This window comes from Candidatus Dependentiae bacterium, assembly GCA_026389015.1.
GTDB lineage: Bacteria > Babelota > Babeliae > Babelales > Vermiphilaceae > JAPLIR01.
Genome location: JAPLIR010000010.1, coordinates 21,563 through 41,352 on the forward strand (window position 1 = coordinate 21,563; position 19,790 = coordinate 41,352).

Below are 19,790 nucleotides of genomic sequence, written 5' to 3' on the forward strand. Positions count from 1 at the left end.
CCATAATGAAATTATCGATTTCCTGGGTTTTTGATCACATTGATGCAGATTGGAAAAAGCTTGATATTAACGATCTCATAAAGCGCTTTAACCAAATGGTTGCTGAAATTGAAGGGTTTACCAAGCTGTCCATTGATCTTGTGCCATTTACGTTAGCGCATGTCACACGTACTGATGAAAAACAGACAGCATTGTTTAGCCAGGAATGGCAACAAGAATGTCTTGCGCCAGGTCGCAAGGGCATTCAGATTGGTCAGTTATTTTTGATCAAAAAAACACAGAAAGGTTTCGATTGGGCATTGGCTACCGATTTGGGCAGTGGTAAAGATGCCATTTTACCAGCACTTTTTTGTGATGAGTCGGAAGTCGCCGGAGCTTGGAAGAACTCCTTTGAAACAGAAGATTACATTCTCGAGCTTGATAATAAATCGGTTACTCACCGTCCAGACATGTGGGGTCACCGTGGCTTTGCGCGCGAAATTGCAGCAATGTTTGATATGCCACTAAAGCCGGCCAGTCAATTTTTAGCAGATAAAAAAGTTACGCAGTACACAAAAACGGTACCTGCAACAAAAACTAATCCGTGCGCTATTGATATGCAAGCGCCGCTTGTGTGCAAACGACTTGCTGGCATGTATTTAGACAATGTTGTTACGCAACCATCATTATTATGGATGGTGCATCGCTTGGTGCGTGTTGATGCACGGCCAATTGAAGCAATCGTCGACATGACTAATTATGTCATGCTTGAATGGGGACAACCAATGCATGCGTTTGATATGGCACAATTGCCAACCAACAGATTAGTCCCACGCATGGCACGAATGGGCGAGTCATTAGTATTGCTTGATGGCCAAACGGTTGAACTGACACCAGAAGATTTAGTAATCAGCGATGGCGACAAAGCATTGGCATTAGCTGGTGTTATGGGCGGCCGCGACAGTGGCATTAGTGCATCTACCACATCTATTATTGTCGAATCGGCCTGTTTTGATGCGGTGACCATTCGTAGAACAGCTACTCGGTACAAAAAGCGAACCGAAGCTTCTGCTCGTTTTGAAAAGTCGTTGGACCCTAACCAAAACACTCAAGCAGTTGCTCGGTTTTTAAAATTAATGCACGATGCCAAAATCAAAGCTGTTGAATCAGACGAAATTTTTTCTGTGGGTGATCCAGCACAAGAAAGCACGATTGTCATAGCACATGATGTTATAGAAAAACGTCTGGGCGTGGTGCTGTCACCTGAATTTGTGTATAACATGCTCACCAAATTAGAGTTCAAGGTCGCGGTTACTAATGGTATCTACACCATTACCATTCCTACTTTTAGAGCTACCAAAGATATTCGTATTAAAGAAGATATCATTGAAGAGATTGGTCGTTTTTATGGGTATACAAATCTTGCGCCTGAACTGCCAAAATTACAATTACGGCCAGCCGAGCTTGGTTGGGTGTACCGTCAACGCACTATTAAACAGTTGTTGGCACACACCGCAAAAATGCGCGAGCTTTACTCTTATGCATTTTTTGATGAAGAATTTTTAAATCACGTTGCATGGCAACCAAAAGATACGCTAGAAGTCCAAAGTCCGGTTTCTGAAAACTGGCGACGCTTGGCGACATCGTTAGTTCCAGGATTGCTCAAAGCAGTAACGACTGCAAGTTCAGAACACGATGCTTTACGCTTTTTTGAATTAGGCCGCACATGGCATGCTAGTGCGGATGTTGTAGAGAAAAAATCTTTAGCGGGTGTTTTCTTTGATAAAAAGAATGTTGATTTTTATGATGCCAAGGCATTATTGCAACCACTGTTTGATGCACTAAAATTATCCGTTGAATGGGTGAAAGTTAATCAGCCAACATCGCCATGGTATGCGCCGTATCAAACAGCTGAGCTGTTCTATAACGGTACCAAGATTGGCGTAGCAGGCAAGATGCATCCAACATTTTTACAAGCAGTGTGCCAAGGTGATGCCTTTATTTTTGAATTAGATGCAGACTTTTTGTTGACTCATCAACCAGCTCTTGAACGTTGTACCAGAGAATGTAAGTATCCTGGCATGGTGCGCGACATCAGTATGCTTGTCGCACGAGACACAACCGTGGATATGATTTTGCATAGTATTGCACAGGTTAATACAAAAATCTCAAGCGTAACGTTGCAGGACTTCTTTGAAAAAGAAGAATGGCCAGATCAACGAGCAATGACTTTCCGTTTTGTGATTTCAGATCAAGAACGTACGATGACTAAAGAAGAAGCTGATGTTATATGGGATGCGGTAGCTGTACAAGTTAAAGCAGTCGGAGCAGTGATTCGATGAATCGACCAATGCATTTTTTTCAATATATTATTGTATTTTTATTCTGCTTTCAGATTGACCGTATTACCAAAGGACTTGCACTTGAACGTGCGGTTGACCGTTATGAGATTAATCAATTCTTATCATTTGAATTGGTATTCAATCGTGGCGTGACCGGTGGTTTGTTTGGTTCTGATAGCCCACTATTATTTTTACTTTTGAGTCTGTTCATTGCATCCATTATTGCCGTCTTGGCGGTGTATGCTTATTTTCGGTGGCGTGAAGATAAATCCATTTTGGGAGAAGTGCTAACACTGGCTGGTGCGATTTCAAATCTACTCGATCGTGTTCTTTATCAAGGTGTGATTGATTTTGTGGTACTTTCGTGGGGTGATTATACCTTTCCGGTATTTAATATAGCTGATGTGTGCATTGTGCTTGGTGTCGCGATTATATTTTTTGTTCACGTACGGGAATAAGATGCTTGTACGATTATTTGCCACCCTTGGCCCCATTGGGCATCGGCCATTTTCTGGGACCTGGGCAAGCTTATTAACATTGCCGATTATTTATGGACTTAGTGCTCTTGATGTTTCTATTGTTGTCTACAGCGGTTTAATCATAGGTTTGGTTGTAGCTGCGTGGTATGCAATTGAAAAGTCGCTTGCCTACTTCAAACATCATGACCCTAGACAGATAGTTATTGATGAGGTTGTCGGGTGCATGGTTACTTTTGTGGCAGTGCCAATTTCTTTTACATCGCTTGCCATGGGCTTTGTATTATTTCGCTTGTTTGATATCACCAAAATGTTGGGCATCAAAAAGCTCGAATCTATTCGTGGCCCCTGGGGAATACTTTTGGACGATATTGCAGCTGGGTTATTGAGTAACGTTATTTTACAACTAGTGCTGCATGCGGATTTGATGTGAACATACACTTAGCAAAATTTTCTTCCTTTATATACGCAATCCCCAATGTATTAATCGATCTCCTATCGCCTCCCATCTGCGCGCATTGCAAAGATTTTGTGCCACAACGTGTGGTATTTTGTGATTCATGCGCCATCAAACTAGAGCCGGTCGTAACAATTATGTTGCCGATTACCGCAACTATTTCGGTAAAGTTATGTGCAGCGGCGGCCTATAAAGAACCCATTAAAACATTAATTATGGCTAAGCACTGGTCGGATGAGGTTGCCAGTTATCAGTTGGGCCAGTTGATTTGGGAACGCACTGATGTAAAGACTGTTGCGTGTGATTATATCATCCCGATTCCTTTACATTGGACTAGGTTTGCCAAGCGTGGTTTTAATCAAGCGGAAGAAATTGCACAGATGCTGAGTAAAAATAATGGTAAACGGGTAGTGAATATACTAAGCCGTGTAAAAAAGACGTCATTCCAAGCTGGGCTAAAATCGGCCGATCGTATTGCCAACGTGCATGAAGCATTCGCGTTAAAGGGTCACGATAAGAGTTTGTATAAAGATAAGCATTTGATGCTTGTTGACGACTTGTGTACAACGGGCTCAACAGTACGTGCGGCAGCAAAAGTATTATTGAGCCTCAAGCCTTCGTCTATTACTGTTGTTGTTGCGTCTCGGGTGATTGATTAATCGCTCTAGTTATCAGTAGCTGATTAACAAAATCGGGCAACAAGGAAGCATGATGCTTCTTTGTTGCCCGTATTTTATTATCTAGAATGGATTCTACAGGTGTATTGCAGTCGCCAATTATCCCCTTTTTTTTTCGTCGACTTTTACAGCCGATGCATAAGAAGAAGAGGATGATGATGATGATGAACTAGATGACGATAGCTTTGATCTATTTCTTACTGATTCAGGAATTGCTCCTGTAGGTGGTTGTGGTTTTAATGTTGCTGCATTTGATGTAGTTGCGGCTGCAGTGGAAGATGTTTCTATACTAAGATCTTTAATTGTTGTAGTTATTTGCCCGCTTGAACTGTCGCCTCTGCCTGTTACTTTTATTTTAAATACATCTTCTTTTGCAAGAAAATTGTCATATTGTTCATCGTCATTGGAACAATAGCCATTAAGGGGATCTTTTTGAAATGTTTTCGCTCTCATTTTATCAAGTTGTTGTATCTCAGCGACATTTTTTTCAAAGTTGGTGCGTACCGTCTCCATGATTCGCACAGCCTCTGCAGCAGCTTTTTCGGTATCAGCTTTGTAGGCTTCAAGTAAGGCAGCGACTGCTTTTGTTTTTTCTTTTTTTATAAAGGTTCGCAGATCTCTTCGGGTGGTACTATCAGTAATAGCAAGTCCTTTTTGATCTGATAATTCAAGAAATTCGGCTACTTTGTTTTTATCACTTTGGGCTAGTAATTTATTTGCTGCGCTTGCGATTACTGTTTGTGCGTTGGTATCGGCTTTAATGCGTTGGTGTGGTTTTAGTTCTCTGAGTGTTTTGATTAATTGTTCATCGGTAGTGCCGGCAAACCAGGTTCCAATACCCGTTTTTATGGTTCCTGAAAACCATCCCCTATCTAATTCGATATATTCTATTATTTCTTCTTTTGATGTAGGCGTTTCTACTGCTGCTGCTGTGGATGATGCTGATGTAAGATTTGTTTCAGGATTTTTGCGTTCTTCGCTTTCCATGGCGCGCATGCTAAGTGGACAGGAAAGCAAAAGAGCTATGCTTAGGAAATATGAACTACGTGTAGTTTTCATCTTGTCATCCTCGTTTTATAAAAGACTGATCCTATAACTAGGGTAATCCTAGTATATTTTTGCATGAGTTGGAAGGAAATTTTAAAGATGAGCATTTTTATGTTTATGTGCGATATTTTGTAAATTGTTTATTTTGTGATAGTATACGATGGTTCTGATAGTAAGTAACAGTTGTTTCATTAATAATAATGTTTAAAAAGGATATTCTATGAATACAAAGGCAAAATTTGGCCTAGCATTACTTTTTGTTCCGGTCATTTTCTTACCGAGCTGCGGATTATTAGATTGCCTAAAAGGTAAAAAAGATGCTGCTAAAGTAGATGGTAAAGTTGTTGTTTCAATGGGTGGACAAGCTGTTATTACCACCGAGAGCTTCAAACAAGAATTCGATCAATTAATTGAAGAAAATCCACATTTGAAATCAGTTCTTGCATTAATGCCAGATGCTAAAGAGAATTTCTTAAAAGGCATGGTAAATCAAGAAGTTGTTAACAAATGGGTTGTTGATAGCAAAATTGATCAATCAGAATCATACAAGAAAGATAAAGCTCGTATGTACTGCTCAGTTGATCGCATGCTGAACACCAAGTATTTTGGTCTAGAGCACCCAGTACAAGTTACTGAAGTTGAATTGACAGAGTTCTACGACAAAAACAAAAACGTTATGCCTGATCTTATGATTTCACGTGGCGGCGTAAAAGCAGTTGGCGTTTCATTCGATAAAGAAGCTGATGCTAAAGCATTTGTAGCTAAAGTTAAAGAAACTAAGGATATCACCAAAGCTGCGCAAGCTGCTAATGTAAGCAAAAACTTACGTGATTTCAAAGTTGTTAACGATCAAAGCTTAGGTATGGATGCTGAATTGCGCGACAAAGTAGCAGCACTTGATAAAGTTCCTACCGTTGAAGTAATGCAAGCTTCAGACAAATCTTTCTGGGTTGTTAGCGCGACTGCAAAAGAAGATGTTAAATACCGCCCATTCGAGCAAGTAAAAGCTGGTCTTGAGCAATACGTTTCTAAAGAAAAACGTATGGAATTATTCGACAAAGAAATTTCAAAACTTAAAGTTGATTACAATGTTGTAGTTAACGAAGAAGCTTTGAAGCCAGAAATGCCAAAAGAAGAATCATCAGTAGCTCTTAACGAAGAAGTTGAAGCTGCTCAAGCTGAATCTACACAAGTAGCAGCAGTTGAGCCACAACCTGAAGCTACACAAGTAGCGTAAGAGTTACTTGCTTACCGTAGGTATGGCATACTAAAGTAAATAAAAAGAGGAGAACTGAATATAAGTAAGTTCTCCTCTTTTTCATATCAAACCTTTGGAGATAGGAACGATAATGAAAATAAAAAATGTAGTAATGGTGAGTTTGCTCGCGATAACCATGTCAGCGTATGGGGTTGATGCCAAAATTCAAGCTGATGCCGGTGCTGCCGAATCAAAAAAAACAAAAACCACAAACAAAAAACAAGCTCGTGCAACGCAGGTAAAAAAAGATACAACTCCTGTAGCCGTGGCAACAAAACAAACTTCAAAGGTTGCAGAGCAAGAAGATAAGAATATAAAGCTTCCCGCCAATGCTTACTTGTTGGACACTGTAGAAGCGGTTGTTTTCGGACAAGAGGGCACCAAAATTATTACGCGTGCTGAGCTTGAACGTCCAAGCTTGGATGGTAGATTTCGTACCCTTGATGATTTGGTGTACGAAAATTTAATGATACTCGATGCTCAACGCTTTAAAATGGTTCTTGATGAAGATATGATTGATAAGCATTTAGCGGCGGTGCAACGAGAAAATAACCTCAAACCTGATGATTTGAAAAACATCTTTAATGCTGCCGGGTATACGCAAGAGGATGGTCGTCGACAATTTGGTGTTATTTCTATCATTAATCAATTATTAGATTTTAAAATTCGCTCACGATTGATTGTCCCAGAAAAGGAAGTTGTAGCCTATTACAATGCAAACCCTGAAATGCAAGACGCTTCATATTATATTCAACGAGCATTCATTCCTTTTGCCTACGATAGAAGCACGCAAGAACAACAGGCTGAAATTCAACGATTTCTTGATGATAACATTGGTCTTGTAGAAATTGATTGGCAAGAGCCATTCTGGATTGAAGAAGCTGAATTAGCTCAATCTATGAAATTCATTACGACTATGGAAGTTGGTTGTATTGGAGAGCTAAAAGAAACTGAAGAAGGCTTTGAGTTATTCAAACTCGTGGAGAAAAAGCCAGCTCGTGCATTAAGCCTTGAAGAACGCTATCGCACGATTGCCGAATTACTCAGACGGCCTCGGTATGAACAGCTGTTAACTGAGTATAAAAAGCAGTTAATGGACGGTGCGTCAGTCACCTACTTAACCGCTCAATAAGGTTAATTTTTTAAAATAGATTTAAATAGAAAAGGCCGGTCTTATAAACCGGCCTTTTTTAACATATTCAGTGATTATCTAAATTAAGCAAAATAGATGTTATCCATAAAATCTGCTTTAATTCTCATGGTGTGACGTGACCATGTGCCCTTATATTTTTGACCATCGGCATAAACAGTGAACTTAAAGCTACGTTTATGGCTTACGGCTTCGTTTCTACCAGGTCTAATGCGGGTGCTTTCATTGCGATAGTTAACGAATTCAATGGTTTGGTCTGTGTCGTTATGGACTCTCCAGTATGTTTTGTCGTGGTTATCGAGTTCGATATCCTCAACAATGACTGGTTGCATAACCATTGGTCGTACCACAGTAACTGGACGAACAACTCTCTTTGGTTCTGCTAAGGGTATAGAAAAAGCTACTCCGCCGTTTCTTCCACCAAAGCCAAAATTTAGTTGAGGTTGTGGTTCATAAAAACAGTGTCTTACTGGTTCAACATAGTGATATCTTGTGCCAGTTGAAAACCCGAAATTAAAGAAAGCAGATGCCGTTCCTGTAAGGGATGCTAACAGTGTTACTGCTAAGATTGTTTTGATATTCTTATTCATAATGATTCTCCGTAGTTAAGGTGTTTTATACATTCCTTTACAGTAATCAGTATACGCCCTACGAAAATAATGTCAATGTGTAATATTAATTAATTTTTGAATTTATTTGTATGAGGTGCTCGTATGGGGTGGTTTTCTACCTGGAGTACCAAAAGTGAGGTTTTTAAATGGGTGGCGATGGTAAAGGGATAGCGATAGTTGTGGTTAGAAATGTAGCCAATTAGGTTCAAAATTAACCTAGTTGGCTACATTCAGGTTCAAAAATAAGGATTAGGGGTGAGAATTATTATAGCCTAAAGAGCTTCTTCAGATTTCTCTTTAGATTCTTCAAATAAAAGGATGGTCTTTTTAATAAGATCATCTTTTTTATCTTTCAATTCAGCTTTGGCGCTAAAATAGGTGTCCAGAAGTGTTGGCAGATCCATGGTCACTTGCATAGTAGCGCGACGTTCGCGAACCGCCACGGGGCGAATGGGGATAATGCCTACCACATACATTGCACCCGCTAATGCTTTTTGAATAACTTTCAAATCAACAAAGTCTTTGCGATCGGCAGTCAGGTGATACAGAATTTTAACGACAGCATCATTAACGTTGTGTGCGCGAATGGCGTCAAGAATTTGGTCGGTTTGATTGCGTTCGGCATTAAGGTCAACTTCAATTTGAATGAACGGCCTCATAGGGGTCTTAATAAATTCGTAGGTTGTTTTTTCTTTGCTTTCGATAGTGACTAAGCAAAATCCTTTATCTTCTTTACGTTCGCCAAAATCTATGCGTTCAATGGAGCCAGAATACACAATGGGCACGCCGTTGGGGTTCAGGTTTTGATAGCGGTGTAAATGTCCCAGAGCAATGTAATCAAACGGTGCAATGGCAAGTTGTGAGGGCAACAGCACCGGGTCGTTCCCATAAATTGCACGTTTTTCAGAACCAGAAAATATGCCAGAGCTGACCGTCATATGCGCACCAAATACGGCAGGCAACGTTGGGTCTAGTTTTTTTGCATGATCTTGAATGATGTGACTAACTGCTTGGGAAATGTATGAAGTAATCTCGATAGCATTTTTAAAAATATGTTTTGTCGATAGCGCAATAGTGTTGCGGGTTGGCCATGGCATGCCTACAATCTGAACCGGGCCGCCCTTGGTTTGTAGCACCAAGGTTGTCGGTTGATCGATAACATAAAAACCTTCAAGAGGAAGGTCGCCAAATATGTCCAGTGAGCTGGCTTTGCCAAAGCTGAGCGGGTTGTCGTGGTTGCCCACAATAATAACCGCAGGAATATTTGCTTTGTATAATCGTAACAAACATTTGAGCATCAACTTTTGTTGGGTCGGGCTTGGGTTGGTTGTTTTGTACGCGTCGCCGCAAAACAACAAGAAATCTACTTCTTCTTTTATGGCCGTATCAATGCAAGCATTAAAAGCACGCTCGAAATCCAAAAGCCGAGAATGAATCCCGGTTTCCGGATCGATTTTGCCATAATTTTCCATTCCAAAATGTACGTCAGCGGTGTGGATAAAACGAATCATTGACCCTCGGAAAGTTTGCTATCGTGGTTTGTTTTTACAGCACCTATAAAGGATACCGATTGGTCGGCTTTGCTGATTTTGTTTTTTGTTTTCATCTTTTTTGCGTAGCCTTCTTTATTGATTTGGCGTGCGCGTGCAATGGCTAATGCGCCTTGTGGTACATCAACGGTGATGGTTGATCCTGCAGCGGTATAAGAGCCTTCTTCGATGGTCACGGGCGCAACCAGTGTGTTGTTGCTACCAATAAACGATCCATCTTTAATAATGGTTTTATGTTTTTCGCTGCCATCATAGTTACAGGTAATCGTGCCAGCGCCAATATTCACATGTTCGCCAATAATAGCATCACCTAAGTAGGCGAGATGTTTTGCTTTTGAATGTTGGCCAATGGTGCTGCGTTTGACTTCCACAAAGTTGCCAATAACGGCATGTGCTTTAATGGTTGTATGTTCGCTCACGTGTGCGAATGGTCCAATCTTGGCATGTGCACCAACGTGTGAATCTTTAACAATGCAATGAGAAAAAAGGGTTACATTGTCTTCGAGTGTTGAGCCTTCAATAGCATTGAATTCGTGAATAAAACAATTTTGCCCGAGTACGCTACCCTTGAGAATATGTGCGCCGCAGCCGATATAGGAGCCTGCGCCAATGGTGACATCTAAATCGATGTGCACGTTTTGCGCGACAGGAAATCTTACGCCGCGATCCATCCAATGTTTAATAAGTTCAGCACGTTTTACTTGTTCTGCGGCCCACAATTCTTGAAAGTTGTTTATGCCGCGAATACGGTCAAACGATGCTTTTACCGTGGTGATTGGTTGGTTGAGATCGCTTGCAATCTTAATGATATCGGTAAAATAAAATTGTTTACTCGTATCGTTTTTTTCGATCTCGTTGATATTGTTACTCAAGAAATCATTGGTAACAATATAGATACCCGCATTGACGTAGCAATGGTCGTGCAAGTCGCCATCAAATTCTTTTGCTTCTACGATTTGAATTTTGTTGTCACCTTGTTTGACTACGCGACCATACGAGAATCCACTTGGGTCGTCATTGTGGGCAACAATAAAACTAATGGTTGCCTGAGTCTCAATATGTTTTGCGTATAATTTTTCTATAATTTCTTTGGTTACTAGGGGCATATCGCCATGCATTACAAGAATATTGTCTGCTTGAAAGCTATTGCGTGCACACAAAATAGCGTGGGCAGTCCCGTGCTGTTCTTCTTGTACCACAAAATGTACATTGTCGTGATGGTGTTGCGTAACAATGTCTTGGATTAATTCTTTTTGATAGCCCACTACCAGCGTGGTTGGAATATTAAGTGATTCTAATAATTTTGTAGAATATAGAACCATCTCTTGGCCACAGATTTTTTCAGCAAGTTTTGTTTTATGTGCATTGAATGAGCTTGACGTGCTTGCCGCAAGCACGATTGCTTGTAAATTTAGTAACATACGATCTCCTTTTTAAATCATTAATAGTCGAGAATAGGTAGAAAAATTTTAACATAATTGGTGTCTAAGTCCATAAAGTTTCATTGCGTACAAGCGTACGCAAGTAAGGAGATTAAAAATCAATGGTTTTTTGTTTTTTATCATGAATGGTCTTTCTTTGGCGGCATGGCGTATGAAAGAGGTTTAATAAATAAGGTACGTGATTTTTACCTGAAAACCTTTTCAAAATAGCAGGATGGGGTATTATAGTAATGCATTGATTCTTTGAGAATGTAGAGCTTTTTGGAGAGATGGCTGAGTGGCCGAAAGCGGCTGCCTCGAAAGCAGTTATTCCGTGAAAACGGGATCGGGGGTTCGAATCCCCCTCTCTCCTAACTACGCTTATCCAGGCCTTCCGGCTTGGCAAGCTTCGTTAGGCAGGCCTCCCTTTTAAAGGATAAGTATTTGTAAAAAATACAAAAGTGACTTGTTTTTCGTAGTTCGTAAGAGCGAAGAAGAAAGTATGGGCCAGCAGGCCCGTAATAAGCAGAAAAATTTTAAAACATATAATCAGGAAGCAGTATGTCTAAAGCACAAAAAATAGTAGTAGGGGCATTAGTAGCTCTCGTAGCACAATCAGCACACAGTATGGTGTTTGATAACAGATACATACCATTGTTACAAAAACCTTACATTTCAGTAGACGATAGACCATCTCATTGTGCAGGCAATTTTTTTGTTACCACTGCAAGCAAAGCAATTGATAATCGAGAAAAAGAAATTGGCATTCCGGAGTTGAATGGCCAGTTTGATTTGGGCCAATATGGCGCTGCTTTTGATGTGGTAGGATTGCCCAACCCATTGCGTGCTGATATTCAGGGACAATCAATTCCATTCAATGTGAATGGCGTTATTCAAGCGCAAGGTGTTGAGTTTTCTTATTATCAATCCATTAAAGATGTTGCGGGCATTGGATTCAATTGGCTTTTGATGCGTAGTGTTTCCCGCCAGGAATTTCTACCAAAAAAGATCGCCGGCATTGATAATGATGAACTTGATAGAACCAGACGCGAAATGTTCAAAACCGTTGGCTTGTGCGAGTCGTACGCTACTCAAGCAGGCATGGGCGACTTGGATCTTTATATGCGTTTTGGCTATGCGTGGGACTACACTCTAAAATTAAAACGAATCGATACTCGTGTTCGTGTTGGGGCATTGATTCCAGCGGGTGAAAAGATGCGTCTTAATAGCCCAGCGTCAATTCCTTTTGGTGGCAATGGCTATTGGGGAATGTATGCAGCATCTGAAACAGAAGTTGAACTGCGCGAAGATATGAAAGTTGGATTGATTTTGAGAGGAGGCAAGCGCTTTGCTCGTACATCAGTTCAGCGTCTTCCTGTGGCGGCAAAATTATTAGGGAGCACCAAAGCAGCGGTTGAGCCACAAATTTTCGGGGTTATTACTGGACTTGCGCGAGTCAATCCTGGCGCCACCCTTATTTTTTCTCCGTATGTTATGATGGAAAATCTTCGAGCTGGTCTTGGTATACGCATCAATTATGCCCTCACCAAACATTGGGCGGATTCTTGGTGTGATGCTCGATGCGATAAGGTAATTCCTATTGATTTATCACAAGTGAACTGTTTGTCTGCTTGGAAAACAGATTATATTTCGTTTACGGCTTTTTATGATTTTGGTAAAGTTAAGGTGTGTCGTAGGCTTGACCCTATACTGATATTTACTTGGGATATTCCTTCATTATTGTTCGGTTCAGACCAAGCGGTAAATATGCACAAAATATCATTAGGTTTAGAATTTAATTTTTGATCCACAACTATTATTGTCTGTAGCGCAGATATAGGAACAACGTATGAGTCTTATGAAATTTTTTCCGGCAAAAAGATTATTTAGTATTTTTTCCAATGATATTGCGATTGATCTTGGTACAGCAAACACGGTTGTGTATGTGCGTAATCGAGGTATCGTGCTCAATGAGCCTTCGGTAGTTGCTATCAGAGCGCATACCAATCAAGTGTTGGCAGCAGGAAAAGAAGCAAAAGAAATGTTAGGAAAAACTCCTGAAAACATTGTGGCATGCCGACCAATGCGTGATGGTGTTATTGCAAACTTTGAATTGACCGAAAGCATGTTGCGCTATTTCATTCGCGCCGTGCACGATGACCGTAGAACGTTGGTTCGCCCACGTATGCTTATTGGTGTTCCATCAGGCATCACCCAAGTTGAACTCCGCGCGGTTATTGAATCTGCAAAACAAGCAGGAGCTCGCGAAGTTCACACCATTTTAGAACCTATGGCTGCAGCAATTGGTGCCGGGCTTCCGGTGCAAGAGCCATCCGGTAACATGATTGTTGATATTGGTGGTGGTACAACTGAAGTTGCCGTCATCTCATTAAAATCAGTGGTGTTCTGTAAATCAGTTCGCGTTGGTGGCGATGAAATGGATCGTGCGATTGTTCAATATGTTAAAAGAAAATATAACTTACTTATTGGTGAACGTACTGCTGAGCGCATTAAAATGGAAGTTGGTTCAGCGTTATTGTTGCCAGAACTAAGCAAAGAAAGCGTACAAGTTAAAGGCCGCGATTTAGTAACCGGTGTGCCAAAGACCGTCACGCTAAGCAGTCGAGAAGTTAATGAAGCACTTATTGAAACCGTAGCAAGCATCGTTGATGTTGTACGTGTTGCTTTAGAAAACACACCACCAGAACTTTCCTCTGATCTTGTTGATCGCGGTATTGTAATGGCTGGCGGCGGTTCATTGCTCAAAGGCTTGGACCAATTGCTCGCAAGAGAGACAGGGTTGCCGGTGCGTGTAGCAGAAGATCCATTATTCTGTGTAGTTAATGGTGCAGGTAAGGCAATTGAAAACTTAAGCTTCTTCCGTGAAGCATTAATGAAATAAAGGCGGTAAACACAGTGAGACCTTTTTCTCAAGGTATTCCCTTAAAAAAACAGTTTGGACAACATTTCCTGCGCGATCAATCGATTGTTGATTCAATTGTGCGCAGTGTTGATTTGAACGATCAAAGTTCAGTATTTGAAATTGGGTGCGGGGATGGTTTTCTTACCCGCACTATTTTACAAGCGAAATTAGCTCGGTTGTGGGTGTTTGAAATTGATGCCGACTGGGTTGATTACATGCGTAAATCGGTAACCGATAAACGGGCCGAAATATTTGAAGAAAACATTCTGGATGTTGATTTTGCGCGATTCGAGCCCAATGCCCCATGGACATTGCTCGCCAACTTGCCTTATCAAATAACGTTTCCTATTTTGCATATGTTAAAGGCTAATCGCCTTTTGCTCAAAGAGGGCGTTATTATGGTGCAAGAAGAAGTAGCGCAAAAGATATTAAAAAGTTCTGGTAGGGGGTATGGGTTTCCATCACTCTACTTCCAGCATTTTTTTGAGTGGCGCGCTTTGGATAAAATTGCTCCTACGGCATTTTTTCCACCACCAAAAGTCTATTCACGTTTGCTTTATTTTAAGCCTAAAAAAGATCTTGTCGTTATTCCTGACGAAGAGAATTTTTGGAAGTTTATTAAAGTATGTTTTAGACAACCGCGTCGCACATTGCGGAACAATCTAGCACAGACTCACTACGCTGAGGCTGATGTGCCGGAAGAGTTTTTGATTCTGAGAGCGCAACAGCTTGATATGGATGATTTGCTTAAGATTTGGGATTCTCTTTCTAAGAGATAAGTATTTACTTTTTTAGAAGTGATTTAATGAAATTAAGTACGGGATGCTTTTTACACAGCATCCCGTAATCTTTTAGAGCAATTTATCTTTTCTTAGCAGTTTTTTTACGTGCTTTTGTTCCAGCTGATTTTTTTGCAGGAGTTCTTTTGACCGCAGATGTTCTTTTTGCGGTTCTTTTTTTAGTAGACGCTCTTTTTGCAGTAGATTTTTTAGCTTTAGTTTTTACTTTTGTTGTTTTTCTTGCTGCTGTTTTCTTTGAACGAGATGGGCTTGTCTTAGCCTTGGCAACTTTTCTGACCGCAGTTTTTTTAGCTTTAGCTTTTGGCTTTGCCTTTGGTTTTGCTTTTAGTTTGACGGCAGCTTTTGGCTTCGCTTTAACTTTAGCTTTAGTTTTAGGTTTAGCTTTTGCCTTCGGTTTTGCTTTGGCTTTTGGTGCAGCTTTTGGTTTTGCTTTAGCTTTTGGGGCAGTTTTTTTTGCAGTTTCTGTTGGAGCAGGAACCTTGGTTCCTTTTGGGTCTGAAAGAGTTATGGCAATAGCTTCTATCACAGATTCTGGCTTCTTTCCATATTTGTCGTCTGTCATCATGATCGATCCTTTTTTTTAAAAACAGCTTGTACAATAAATTCACTATGTGAGATTAATATTGTTGTGCTGTGCAAAGCAATAATTTTTAAAAAAATTTTTTAATGAAGTTGGCGTGGTAACATCCTCTTATGTTATTTAACGTAAATTCGATCTAAGAAAAAAAATCTTAACCCCGCTCGCCCTGAGTGTTTCGAGCTATTTTGTAGCGAGAAATGTAACGAATGGGTCGGGGGAAAAGTGACTTGCGATTGTAAGATTTTTTAGATCCGACCCTTCGATACTATTCTCTTCGAGATCTTCATGCCTTTTGGATTCTTTTGCAGCCAATCGAGCAGCTTTTCTGAGCTGTTTTCTTTGTTTTTTGGTGCAATTTCGACGTTTAAGACGAGCTTGTAAGCTCCATTCGTCTTGATAAAACTCATGAGCTTTTATGTACGATTGGCGTATGCGTTCTTTGTATGCTTCCACGGTAAAACCTTCAGGGGCATATTCGAGTGCCATTGCCTGCATTCTTTTAAAGTCATGGCGTGGAATGAATTTTACGACCGTATAAAATTTATTTTTCTTTACGTTTTTTATCAGCGTTATGCCGTGTTCCGGACGCATATCAACAATGACGGGATATTTAGGAGATAATTGATCTTCAATATCTTGCACGCTTTTCAAGATGAAGGGCAGAATAGCTACGGTCGGCAATGGGTTGAGGGCAAATGATTGCCGATAATGGGTTGGTGACCATCCAAAAGCCCAGAGCTCGGCATGCCCAGGTGATGAATTTCTGAGTAAGTGAGATTTACCCGAAACAATGGCAGGATTATCCATGTTGAGCGTTAATTTAAACTTTTTAGGATTTGATCGTGCAGCAGCACTGCTTCGTGTGAGTTTAAGCTGTATCTGTACTAATTTTTTTGGTAATTTGAATCCTGTGCGTTCTTCAAAAATTCGTCGTGAAAACAGGCGAGTGTACGAAAAGAAATCTAGTTTTTGAATGCGGTCGCTGTTTGAATAAATGTTATAGACACGTTTAAAAACATCATCATTAACTAAATAATCGGTTTCTTTTTGTATGGGGACACCAAGAAGTACTGCTTCATCAATAACAAGATTTTTGTCGACTGGCATTTTTTGACGTACGGCACCAAGATTGAGTACTACATTGCCACCGTGACTGTAACCAATAACCCGTATTTTAGGGGTAATGCCTTGTTTTTTGAACTGCTGTATTTCTTGTTGGATACTGTTATAAAGGCCAAAGGCGTCTTTATAGCGATTGGTAGGACTCAAAAGGCCTGACCAGCCATAGGTGTAATAATGATTTTCTATAGATGGCCCATGACTCAAAAGGGTTACTTCATCCAATATTTTTGCCAAAGCACTAGTTGCCTCTCCCTGGCCGGTTTTTTCTTTATCTACTCTATGAAGACCAAAGCCTTGCATCGCCTGGTTTTGATAGAAGTGGGGGTCCTGACGCATGATTTCTACGGTTTTTGCATAGGTGGTATTTTCAACATCATCACGCATAAATCTGAGGAAATTGCTGATAGTCAGGTGGGGTTGGATACTCATAATGCCATGTACAAAAAAGGTAAGCCAGACTTGGCGCGGCTGCGTGACTATGGGCTGCTCGTTTTGAGCGCACAGAGGCGAATTAGCCAACGTTATGGCTAGTGCCGCAAGTAAGCAATATGCTAAATTTGTACGTTTCATAGCCCCTAATCTTTCCACTTTTCTACCCATCTTTGTTTACTAGTATCTTATCTTTAATGTTACCCAAAAAACCATCATATTGTGATTGGCTTTTATCATCTTATTCTGTTTGTGCTCACAGAATGAAAATGTGCTTAAAAAGAGTGTATCACAAATAAATTCAAATTTCAAATTGAATTTGGGAATATGGGTATTAATGCGGAGAAAGGCTTTATATTCTATCGATTGGGGGGGCGGTAGCGGACCTTTTGAGTCTATGGTATACTCATTATATGAAAAAATCATTATTTAAGCTTCACCTACCATTTCCGCCTGCAGGAAGCCAGCCCCAAGCTATTGAAAAGCTGGCGCAAGCCCGCCCCGGTAAATCGACCCTAGTGGGAGTTACTGGATCGGGTAAGACCTTTACTATGGCTAATGTCATAGCGCAGCAAAATAAGCCTGTGTTGGTTTTGGCGCCCAATAAAACCTTGGCTGCTCAATTGTATGAAGAATTTTCACTCTTTTTCCCTGAGAACAAGGTTTGTTACTTTGTAAGTTATTACGATTACTATCAACCAGAGTCCTATTTGCCGGCTCAGGATATGTATATTCCTAAGGAAACTAAGATTAATAGTGAGATTGAACGGTTACGGATTGAGGCTACTGCTTCCTTGGTGAATCGTCAGGACACCATAATTATTGCTTCGGTTTCTTGTATTTATTCATTGGGTAACCCAACAGATTATCGCAACCTAGCCTTACCCCTCAAAGTGGGACAACAAATAAGTCGCACTGAACTCATTCGCCAACTTATTTTCATTCAATATAAACGTAATGAGATGGACAAATCATCTGGTACCTTTCAGGTATTAGGTAACACTATTGAAGTTAATTTGCCCTATCAAAAAGAAAAACTCCGTATTGAACTATTCGGCGACATGATAGAGGGTCTACAATGGGTGAGCAAACTCAACAATACCGTTGTCACAACACTTGATAATACCTTGGTGTTCCCTGCAAAGCATTTCGTGACGACTGAAGAGCGTAAAAATGCGGCGATCAACAGTATTCAAGCAGAGCTTGATGCATGGGCGCCACAATTGACCAACCCAATCTATCACGAACGTATTAAAACCAGGGTTGCGCATGATCTTGAAATGTTGCAAGAGGTTGGCCATTGTTCAGGGATTGAAAACTATTCAGGTCATTTTGATGGACGTGTAAACGGTCAAGCGCCATTTTGCTTGTTCGATTTCTTTGAGAACAATGAGCTTCTTCTTATTGTTGATGAGTCACATATTGCGCTTCCACAATTGCGTGGGATGTACGCGGGCGACCAAGCACGTAAAAAATCATTAATAGAATTCGGGTTCAGATTGCCTTCAGCAGCTGACAACAGACCACTTAAATTTGAAGAAATAGAACGATATTTTAAAGATGCGGTGTTTGTTTCTGCAACGCCAGGTGATTATGAATTACAACATTCTGATACGATAGTAGAGCAAATTATTAGGCCTACTGGTCTTGTTGATCCGCATATCGAAATTGTCCCTCGTGTTGGGCAAATGGACCATCTCATTACCAACATCAAGGCGACAACCGACAAAGGGTTCCGTACCTTAGTCACCGTGTTGACCAAAAAATTAGCCGAAGATTTAGCGCGCTATTTGCAAGAACATCAAATTAAGGTTTGCTATTTACATAGTGAACTTAAGACTCCGCAACGTGCAGAACTGTTACACAAATTGCGTCTTGGGGTATTCGATTGCTTAGTGGGCGTTAACCTATTACGTGAAGGGTTAGATTTACCCGAAGTTGCGTTGATGGCAATTATGGACGCTGATATCGAAAGTTATTTGCGTGATAAGCGGTCGTTGATTCAGATTATAGGTCGCGCAGCGCGTAACACCGAGTCAAAGGTTTTGATGTACGCTGACAACATCACTAAGTCTATGCGTGGAGCAATAGACGAGACCAATCGTCGTCGCACCTTGCAAGAGGCATATAATATTCAGCATGGCATTATACCTGTCAGTGTCAAACGAGATGTCACTAAGAGTATTGTCAACATTCAAGAGGCTATTGCCAAAGCATCGGAAGCTAAACGAAGCAAGAAGAAGCAAAAAGAGGAAGTTATACAAGACCCTCGCTTGGTTCTTATTGATTTAGAAATGCGTATGCGAAAAGCAGCTGAAGCATTAGACTTTGAGCAGGCTATTGCATTGCGTGCCCAATGGATGCAGATTAAAAAAGAATCTGGTCTTTAATTTTCCCCCTATCTCTTTTTCCCATTATTGCATTTTTTGTGTATTCTGAATTTTAGAGTAAAAAATTCATACGTTCATAAAAAAGGCAGAGCATGTGTAATAAATTGTTTGTTGGTATTGCTGTATGTGTAGCAATTTTTTTGGGTCTTACTGTATTTACTAAAATGAAGGGCAATAAGCAGATGTTTAATATTCGTTCCACGGCTGATGTTATTCAGTTGTTTCCAAAATCAGTCAAAGAAATAGAACAATTAACCGAGCATTCTATAGCGTCAGCGCAACAAGCGGTTAACGAAATTATTGCCGTACCCGTAGAAGAAAAGAACTATACTAATACTTTTAAGGCACTCGACACGTTGCATGCATTGTCTAATTTAGCCATTGCTGCTGCAGCGGTAGAGATTCTTGAAATGGTCAGCCCGGACAAAGAACTCCGCGATGCGGCACATGCTATGATTATCAAAATACAAGGTTTTGTTGTAGACCATATGAGTAATAATGTTGAGTTGTGCAATGCCCTCAAGGCATATGTTGAAGGTAATGCAAAAAAAGAATTATTGTCCGAAGGGCAATGGTAC

Annotated in this window: 17 protein-coding genes and 1 tRNA gene; 13 read left to right on the plus strand and 5 right to left on the minus strand. The window is 40.5% G+C overall.

What is annotated here, in order from left to right; genetic code table 11:
* The first annotated feature begins 5 nt into the window (after positions 1 to 5).
* Genes pheT through NTX86_00885 form a run of 4 tightly spaced genes read left to right on the plus strand, consistent with a single transcriptional unit; the run spans position 6 to position 3,913 of the window.
* Positions 6 to 2,321, plus strand: coding sequence for a phenylalanine--tRNA ligase subunit beta (gene pheT / locus NTX86_00870; protein MCX5921861.1), 2,316 nt, complete (start codon positions 6 to 8; stop codon positions 2,319 to 2,321).
* The gene (gene lspA / locus NTX86_00875) at positions 2,318 to 2,779 is read left to right on the plus strand and encodes a signal peptidase II (protein MCX5921862.1); all 462 of its coding nucleotides are present in this window, start codon (positions 2,318 to 2,320) and stop codon (positions 2,777 to 2,779) included. The genes pheT and lspA overlap by 4 nt, the downstream gene beginning before the upstream one ends.
* A gap of 1 nt (position 2,780) precedes the next feature.
* On the plus strand, positions 2,781 to 3,230 hold the full coding sequence (locus NTX86_00880) for a phosphatidylglycerophosphatase A (GenBank protein ID MCX5921863.1): 450 nt from the start codon (positions 2,781 to 2,783) through the stop codon (positions 3,228 to 3,230).
* Positions 3,227 to 3,913 (plus strand): phosphoribosyltransferase family protein, encoded by a 687-nt coding sequence (locus NTX86_00885; GenBank protein ID MCX5921864.1) that lies wholly within the window; start codon positions 3,227 to 3,229, stop codon positions 3,911 to 3,913. The genes NTX86_00880 and NTX86_00885 overlap by 4 nt, the downstream gene beginning before the upstream one ends.
* A gap of 117 nt (positions 3,914 to 4,030) precedes the next feature.
* Here the strand turns inward: NTX86_00885 and NTX86_00890 are convergent, their stop codons facing one another.
* Positions 4,031 to 4,990, minus strand: a complete 960-nt coding sequence (locus tag NTX86_00890; protein MCX5921865.1) for a hypothetical protein — start codon at positions 4,988 to 4,990, stop codon at positions 4,031 to 4,033.
* Positions 4,991 to 5,198: 208 nt separating this feature from the next.
* Between NTX86_00890 and NTX86_00895 the strand changes: the two genes are divergently transcribed.
* Positions 5,199 to 6,215: a peptidylprolyl isomerase gene (locus tag NTX86_00895; GenBank protein MCX5921866.1), complete on the plus strand. Its 1,017-nt coding sequence runs from the start codon at positions 5,199 to 5,201 to the stop codon at positions 6,213 to 6,215.
* A 112-nt stretch (positions 6,216 to 6,327) separates the two neighbouring features.
* Entirely contained in the window at positions 6,328 to 7,368 is a 1,041-nt protein-coding gene (locus NTX86_00900; GenBank protein MCX5921867.1) for a peptidylprolyl isomerase, read from the plus strand.
* 83 nt (positions 7,369 to 7,451) lie between these two features.
* On the opposite strand, the gene NTX86_00905 is transcribed toward NTX86_00900, so the two are convergent.
* The 3 genes from NTX86_00905 to glmU form a co-directional block, all read right to left on the minus strand.
* Entirely contained in the window at positions 7,452 to 7,976 is a 525-nt protein-coding gene (locus NTX86_00905; GenBank protein MCX5921868.1) for a hypothetical protein, read from the minus strand.
* A gap of 293 nt (positions 7,977 to 8,269) precedes the next feature.
* A complete protein-coding gene (locus NTX86_00910) occupies positions 8,270 to 9,508 on the minus strand; it encodes an exonuclease SbcCD subunit D (GenBank protein ID MCX5921869.1) in 1,239 nt (412 codons plus the stop codon).
* Entirely contained in the window at positions 9,505 to 10,968 is a 1,464-nt protein-coding gene (glmU, locus tag NTX86_00915) for a bifunctional UDP-N-acetylglucosamine diphosphorylase/glucosamine-1-phosphate N-acetyltransferase GlmU (protein ID MCX5921870.1), read from the minus strand. The genes NTX86_00910 and glmU overlap by 4 nt, the downstream gene beginning before the upstream one ends.
* 284 nt (positions 10,969 to 11,252) lie before the next feature.
* Here glmU and NTX86_00920 point away from each other — a divergent pair.
* The 5 genes from NTX86_00920 to NTX86_00940 all read left to right on the plus strand — a co-directional run bounded on the left by NTX86_00920 (position 11,253) and on the right by NTX86_00940 (position 15,275).
* Positions 11,253 to 11,341, plus strand: a tRNA-Ser gene (locus NTX86_00920).
* A gap of 188 nt (positions 11,342 to 11,529) precedes the next feature.
* The gene (locus NTX86_00925) at positions 11,530 to 12,774 is read left to right on the plus strand and encodes a hypothetical protein (protein MCX5921871.1); all 1,245 of its coding nucleotides are present in this window, start codon (positions 11,530 to 11,532) and stop codon (positions 12,772 to 12,774) included.
* A gap of 52 nt (positions 12,775 to 12,826) precedes the next feature.
* A complete protein-coding gene (locus tag NTX86_00930) occupies positions 12,827 to 13,870 on the plus strand; it encodes a rod shape-determining protein (GenBank protein MCX5921872.1) in 1,044 nt (347 codons plus the stop codon).
* A 14-nt stretch (positions 13,871 to 13,884) separates the two neighbouring features.
* Entirely contained in the window at positions 13,885 to 14,670 is a 786-nt protein-coding gene (rsmA, locus tag NTX86_00935; protein ID MCX5921873.1) for a 16S rRNA (adenine(1518)-N(6)/adenine(1519)-N(6))-dimethyltransferase RsmA, read from the plus strand.
* Positions 14,671 to 14,816: 146 nt separating this feature from the next.
* Positions 14,817 to 15,275, plus strand: a complete 459-nt coding sequence (locus NTX86_00940; protein MCX5921874.1) for a hypothetical protein — start codon at positions 14,817 to 14,819, stop codon at positions 15,273 to 15,275.
* Positions 15,276 to 15,451: 176 nt separating this feature from the next.
* On the opposite strand, the gene NTX86_00945 is transcribed toward NTX86_00940, so the two are convergent.
* Entirely contained in the window at positions 15,452 to 16,963 is a 1,512-nt protein-coding gene (locus NTX86_00945; protein MCX5921875.1) for a hypothetical protein, read from the minus strand.
* Positions 16,964 to 17,235: 272 nt separating this feature from the next.
* Here NTX86_00945 and uvrB point away from each other — a divergent pair, with 272 nt between their 5' ends.
* Positions 17,236 to 19,212: an excinuclease ABC subunit UvrB gene (uvrB, locus tag NTX86_00950; protein ID MCX5921876.1), complete on the plus strand. Its 1,977-nt coding sequence runs from the start codon at positions 17,236 to 17,238 to the stop codon at positions 19,210 to 19,212.
* Between the two features lie 92 nt (positions 19,213 to 19,304).
* A partial coding sequence (locus tag NTX86_00955) for a hypothetical protein (protein ID MCX5921877.1) occupies positions 19,305 to 19,790 on the plus strand: 486 nt, incomplete at its 3' end.

Excerpts from the sequence above, each read along its gene's own strand:
- pheT (MCX5921861.1), top strand. The coding sequence starts at position 6 with ATGAAATTATCGATTTCCTGGGTTTTTGATCACATTGATGCAGATTGG.
- lspA (MCX5921862.1), top strand. The coding sequence starts at position 2,318 with ATGAATCGACCAATGCATTTTTTTCAATATATTATTGTATTTTTATTC.
- NTX86_00880 (MCX5921863.1), top strand. The coding sequence starts at position 2,781 with ATGCTTGTACGATTATTTGCCACCCTTGGCCCCATTGGGCATCGGCCA.
- NTX86_00890 (MCX5921865.1), bottom strand. The coding sequence starts at position 4,990 with ATGAAAACTACACGTAGTTCATATTTCCTAAGCATAGCTCTTTTGCTT.
- NTX86_00895 (MCX5921866.1), top strand. The coding sequence starts at position 5,199 with ATGAATACAAAGGCAAAATTTGGCCTAGCATTACTTTTTGTTCCGGTC.
- NTX86_00900 (MCX5921867.1), top strand. The coding sequence starts at position 6,328 with ATGAAAATAAAAAATGTAGTAATGGTGAGTTTGCTCGCGATAACCATG.
- NTX86_00905 (MCX5921868.1), bottom strand. The coding sequence starts at position 7,976 with ATGAATAAGAATATCAAAACAATCTTAGCAGTAACACTGTTAGCATCC.
- NTX86_00910 (MCX5921869.1), bottom strand. The coding sequence starts at position 9,508 with ATGATTCGTTTTATCCACACCGCTGACGTACATTTTGGAATGGAAAAT.
- glmU (MCX5921870.1), bottom strand. The coding sequence starts at position 10,968 with ATGTTACTAAATTTACAAGCAATCGTGCTTGCGGCAAGCACGTCAAGC.
- NTX86_00925 (MCX5921871.1), top strand. The coding sequence starts at position 11,530 with ATGTCTAAAGCACAAAAAATAGTAGTAGGGGCATTAGTAGCTCTCGTA.
- NTX86_00930 (MCX5921872.1), top strand. The coding sequence starts at position 12,827 with ATGAAATTTTTTCCGGCAAAAAGATTATTTAGTATTTTTTCCAATGAT.
- NTX86_00945 (MCX5921875.1), bottom strand. The coding sequence starts at position 16,963 with ATGAAACGTACAAATTTAGCATATTGCTTACTTGCGGCACTAGCCATA.
- uvrB (MCX5921876.1), top strand. The coding sequence starts at position 17,236 with ATGAAAAAATCATTATTTAAGCTTCACCTACCATTTCCGCCTGCAGGA.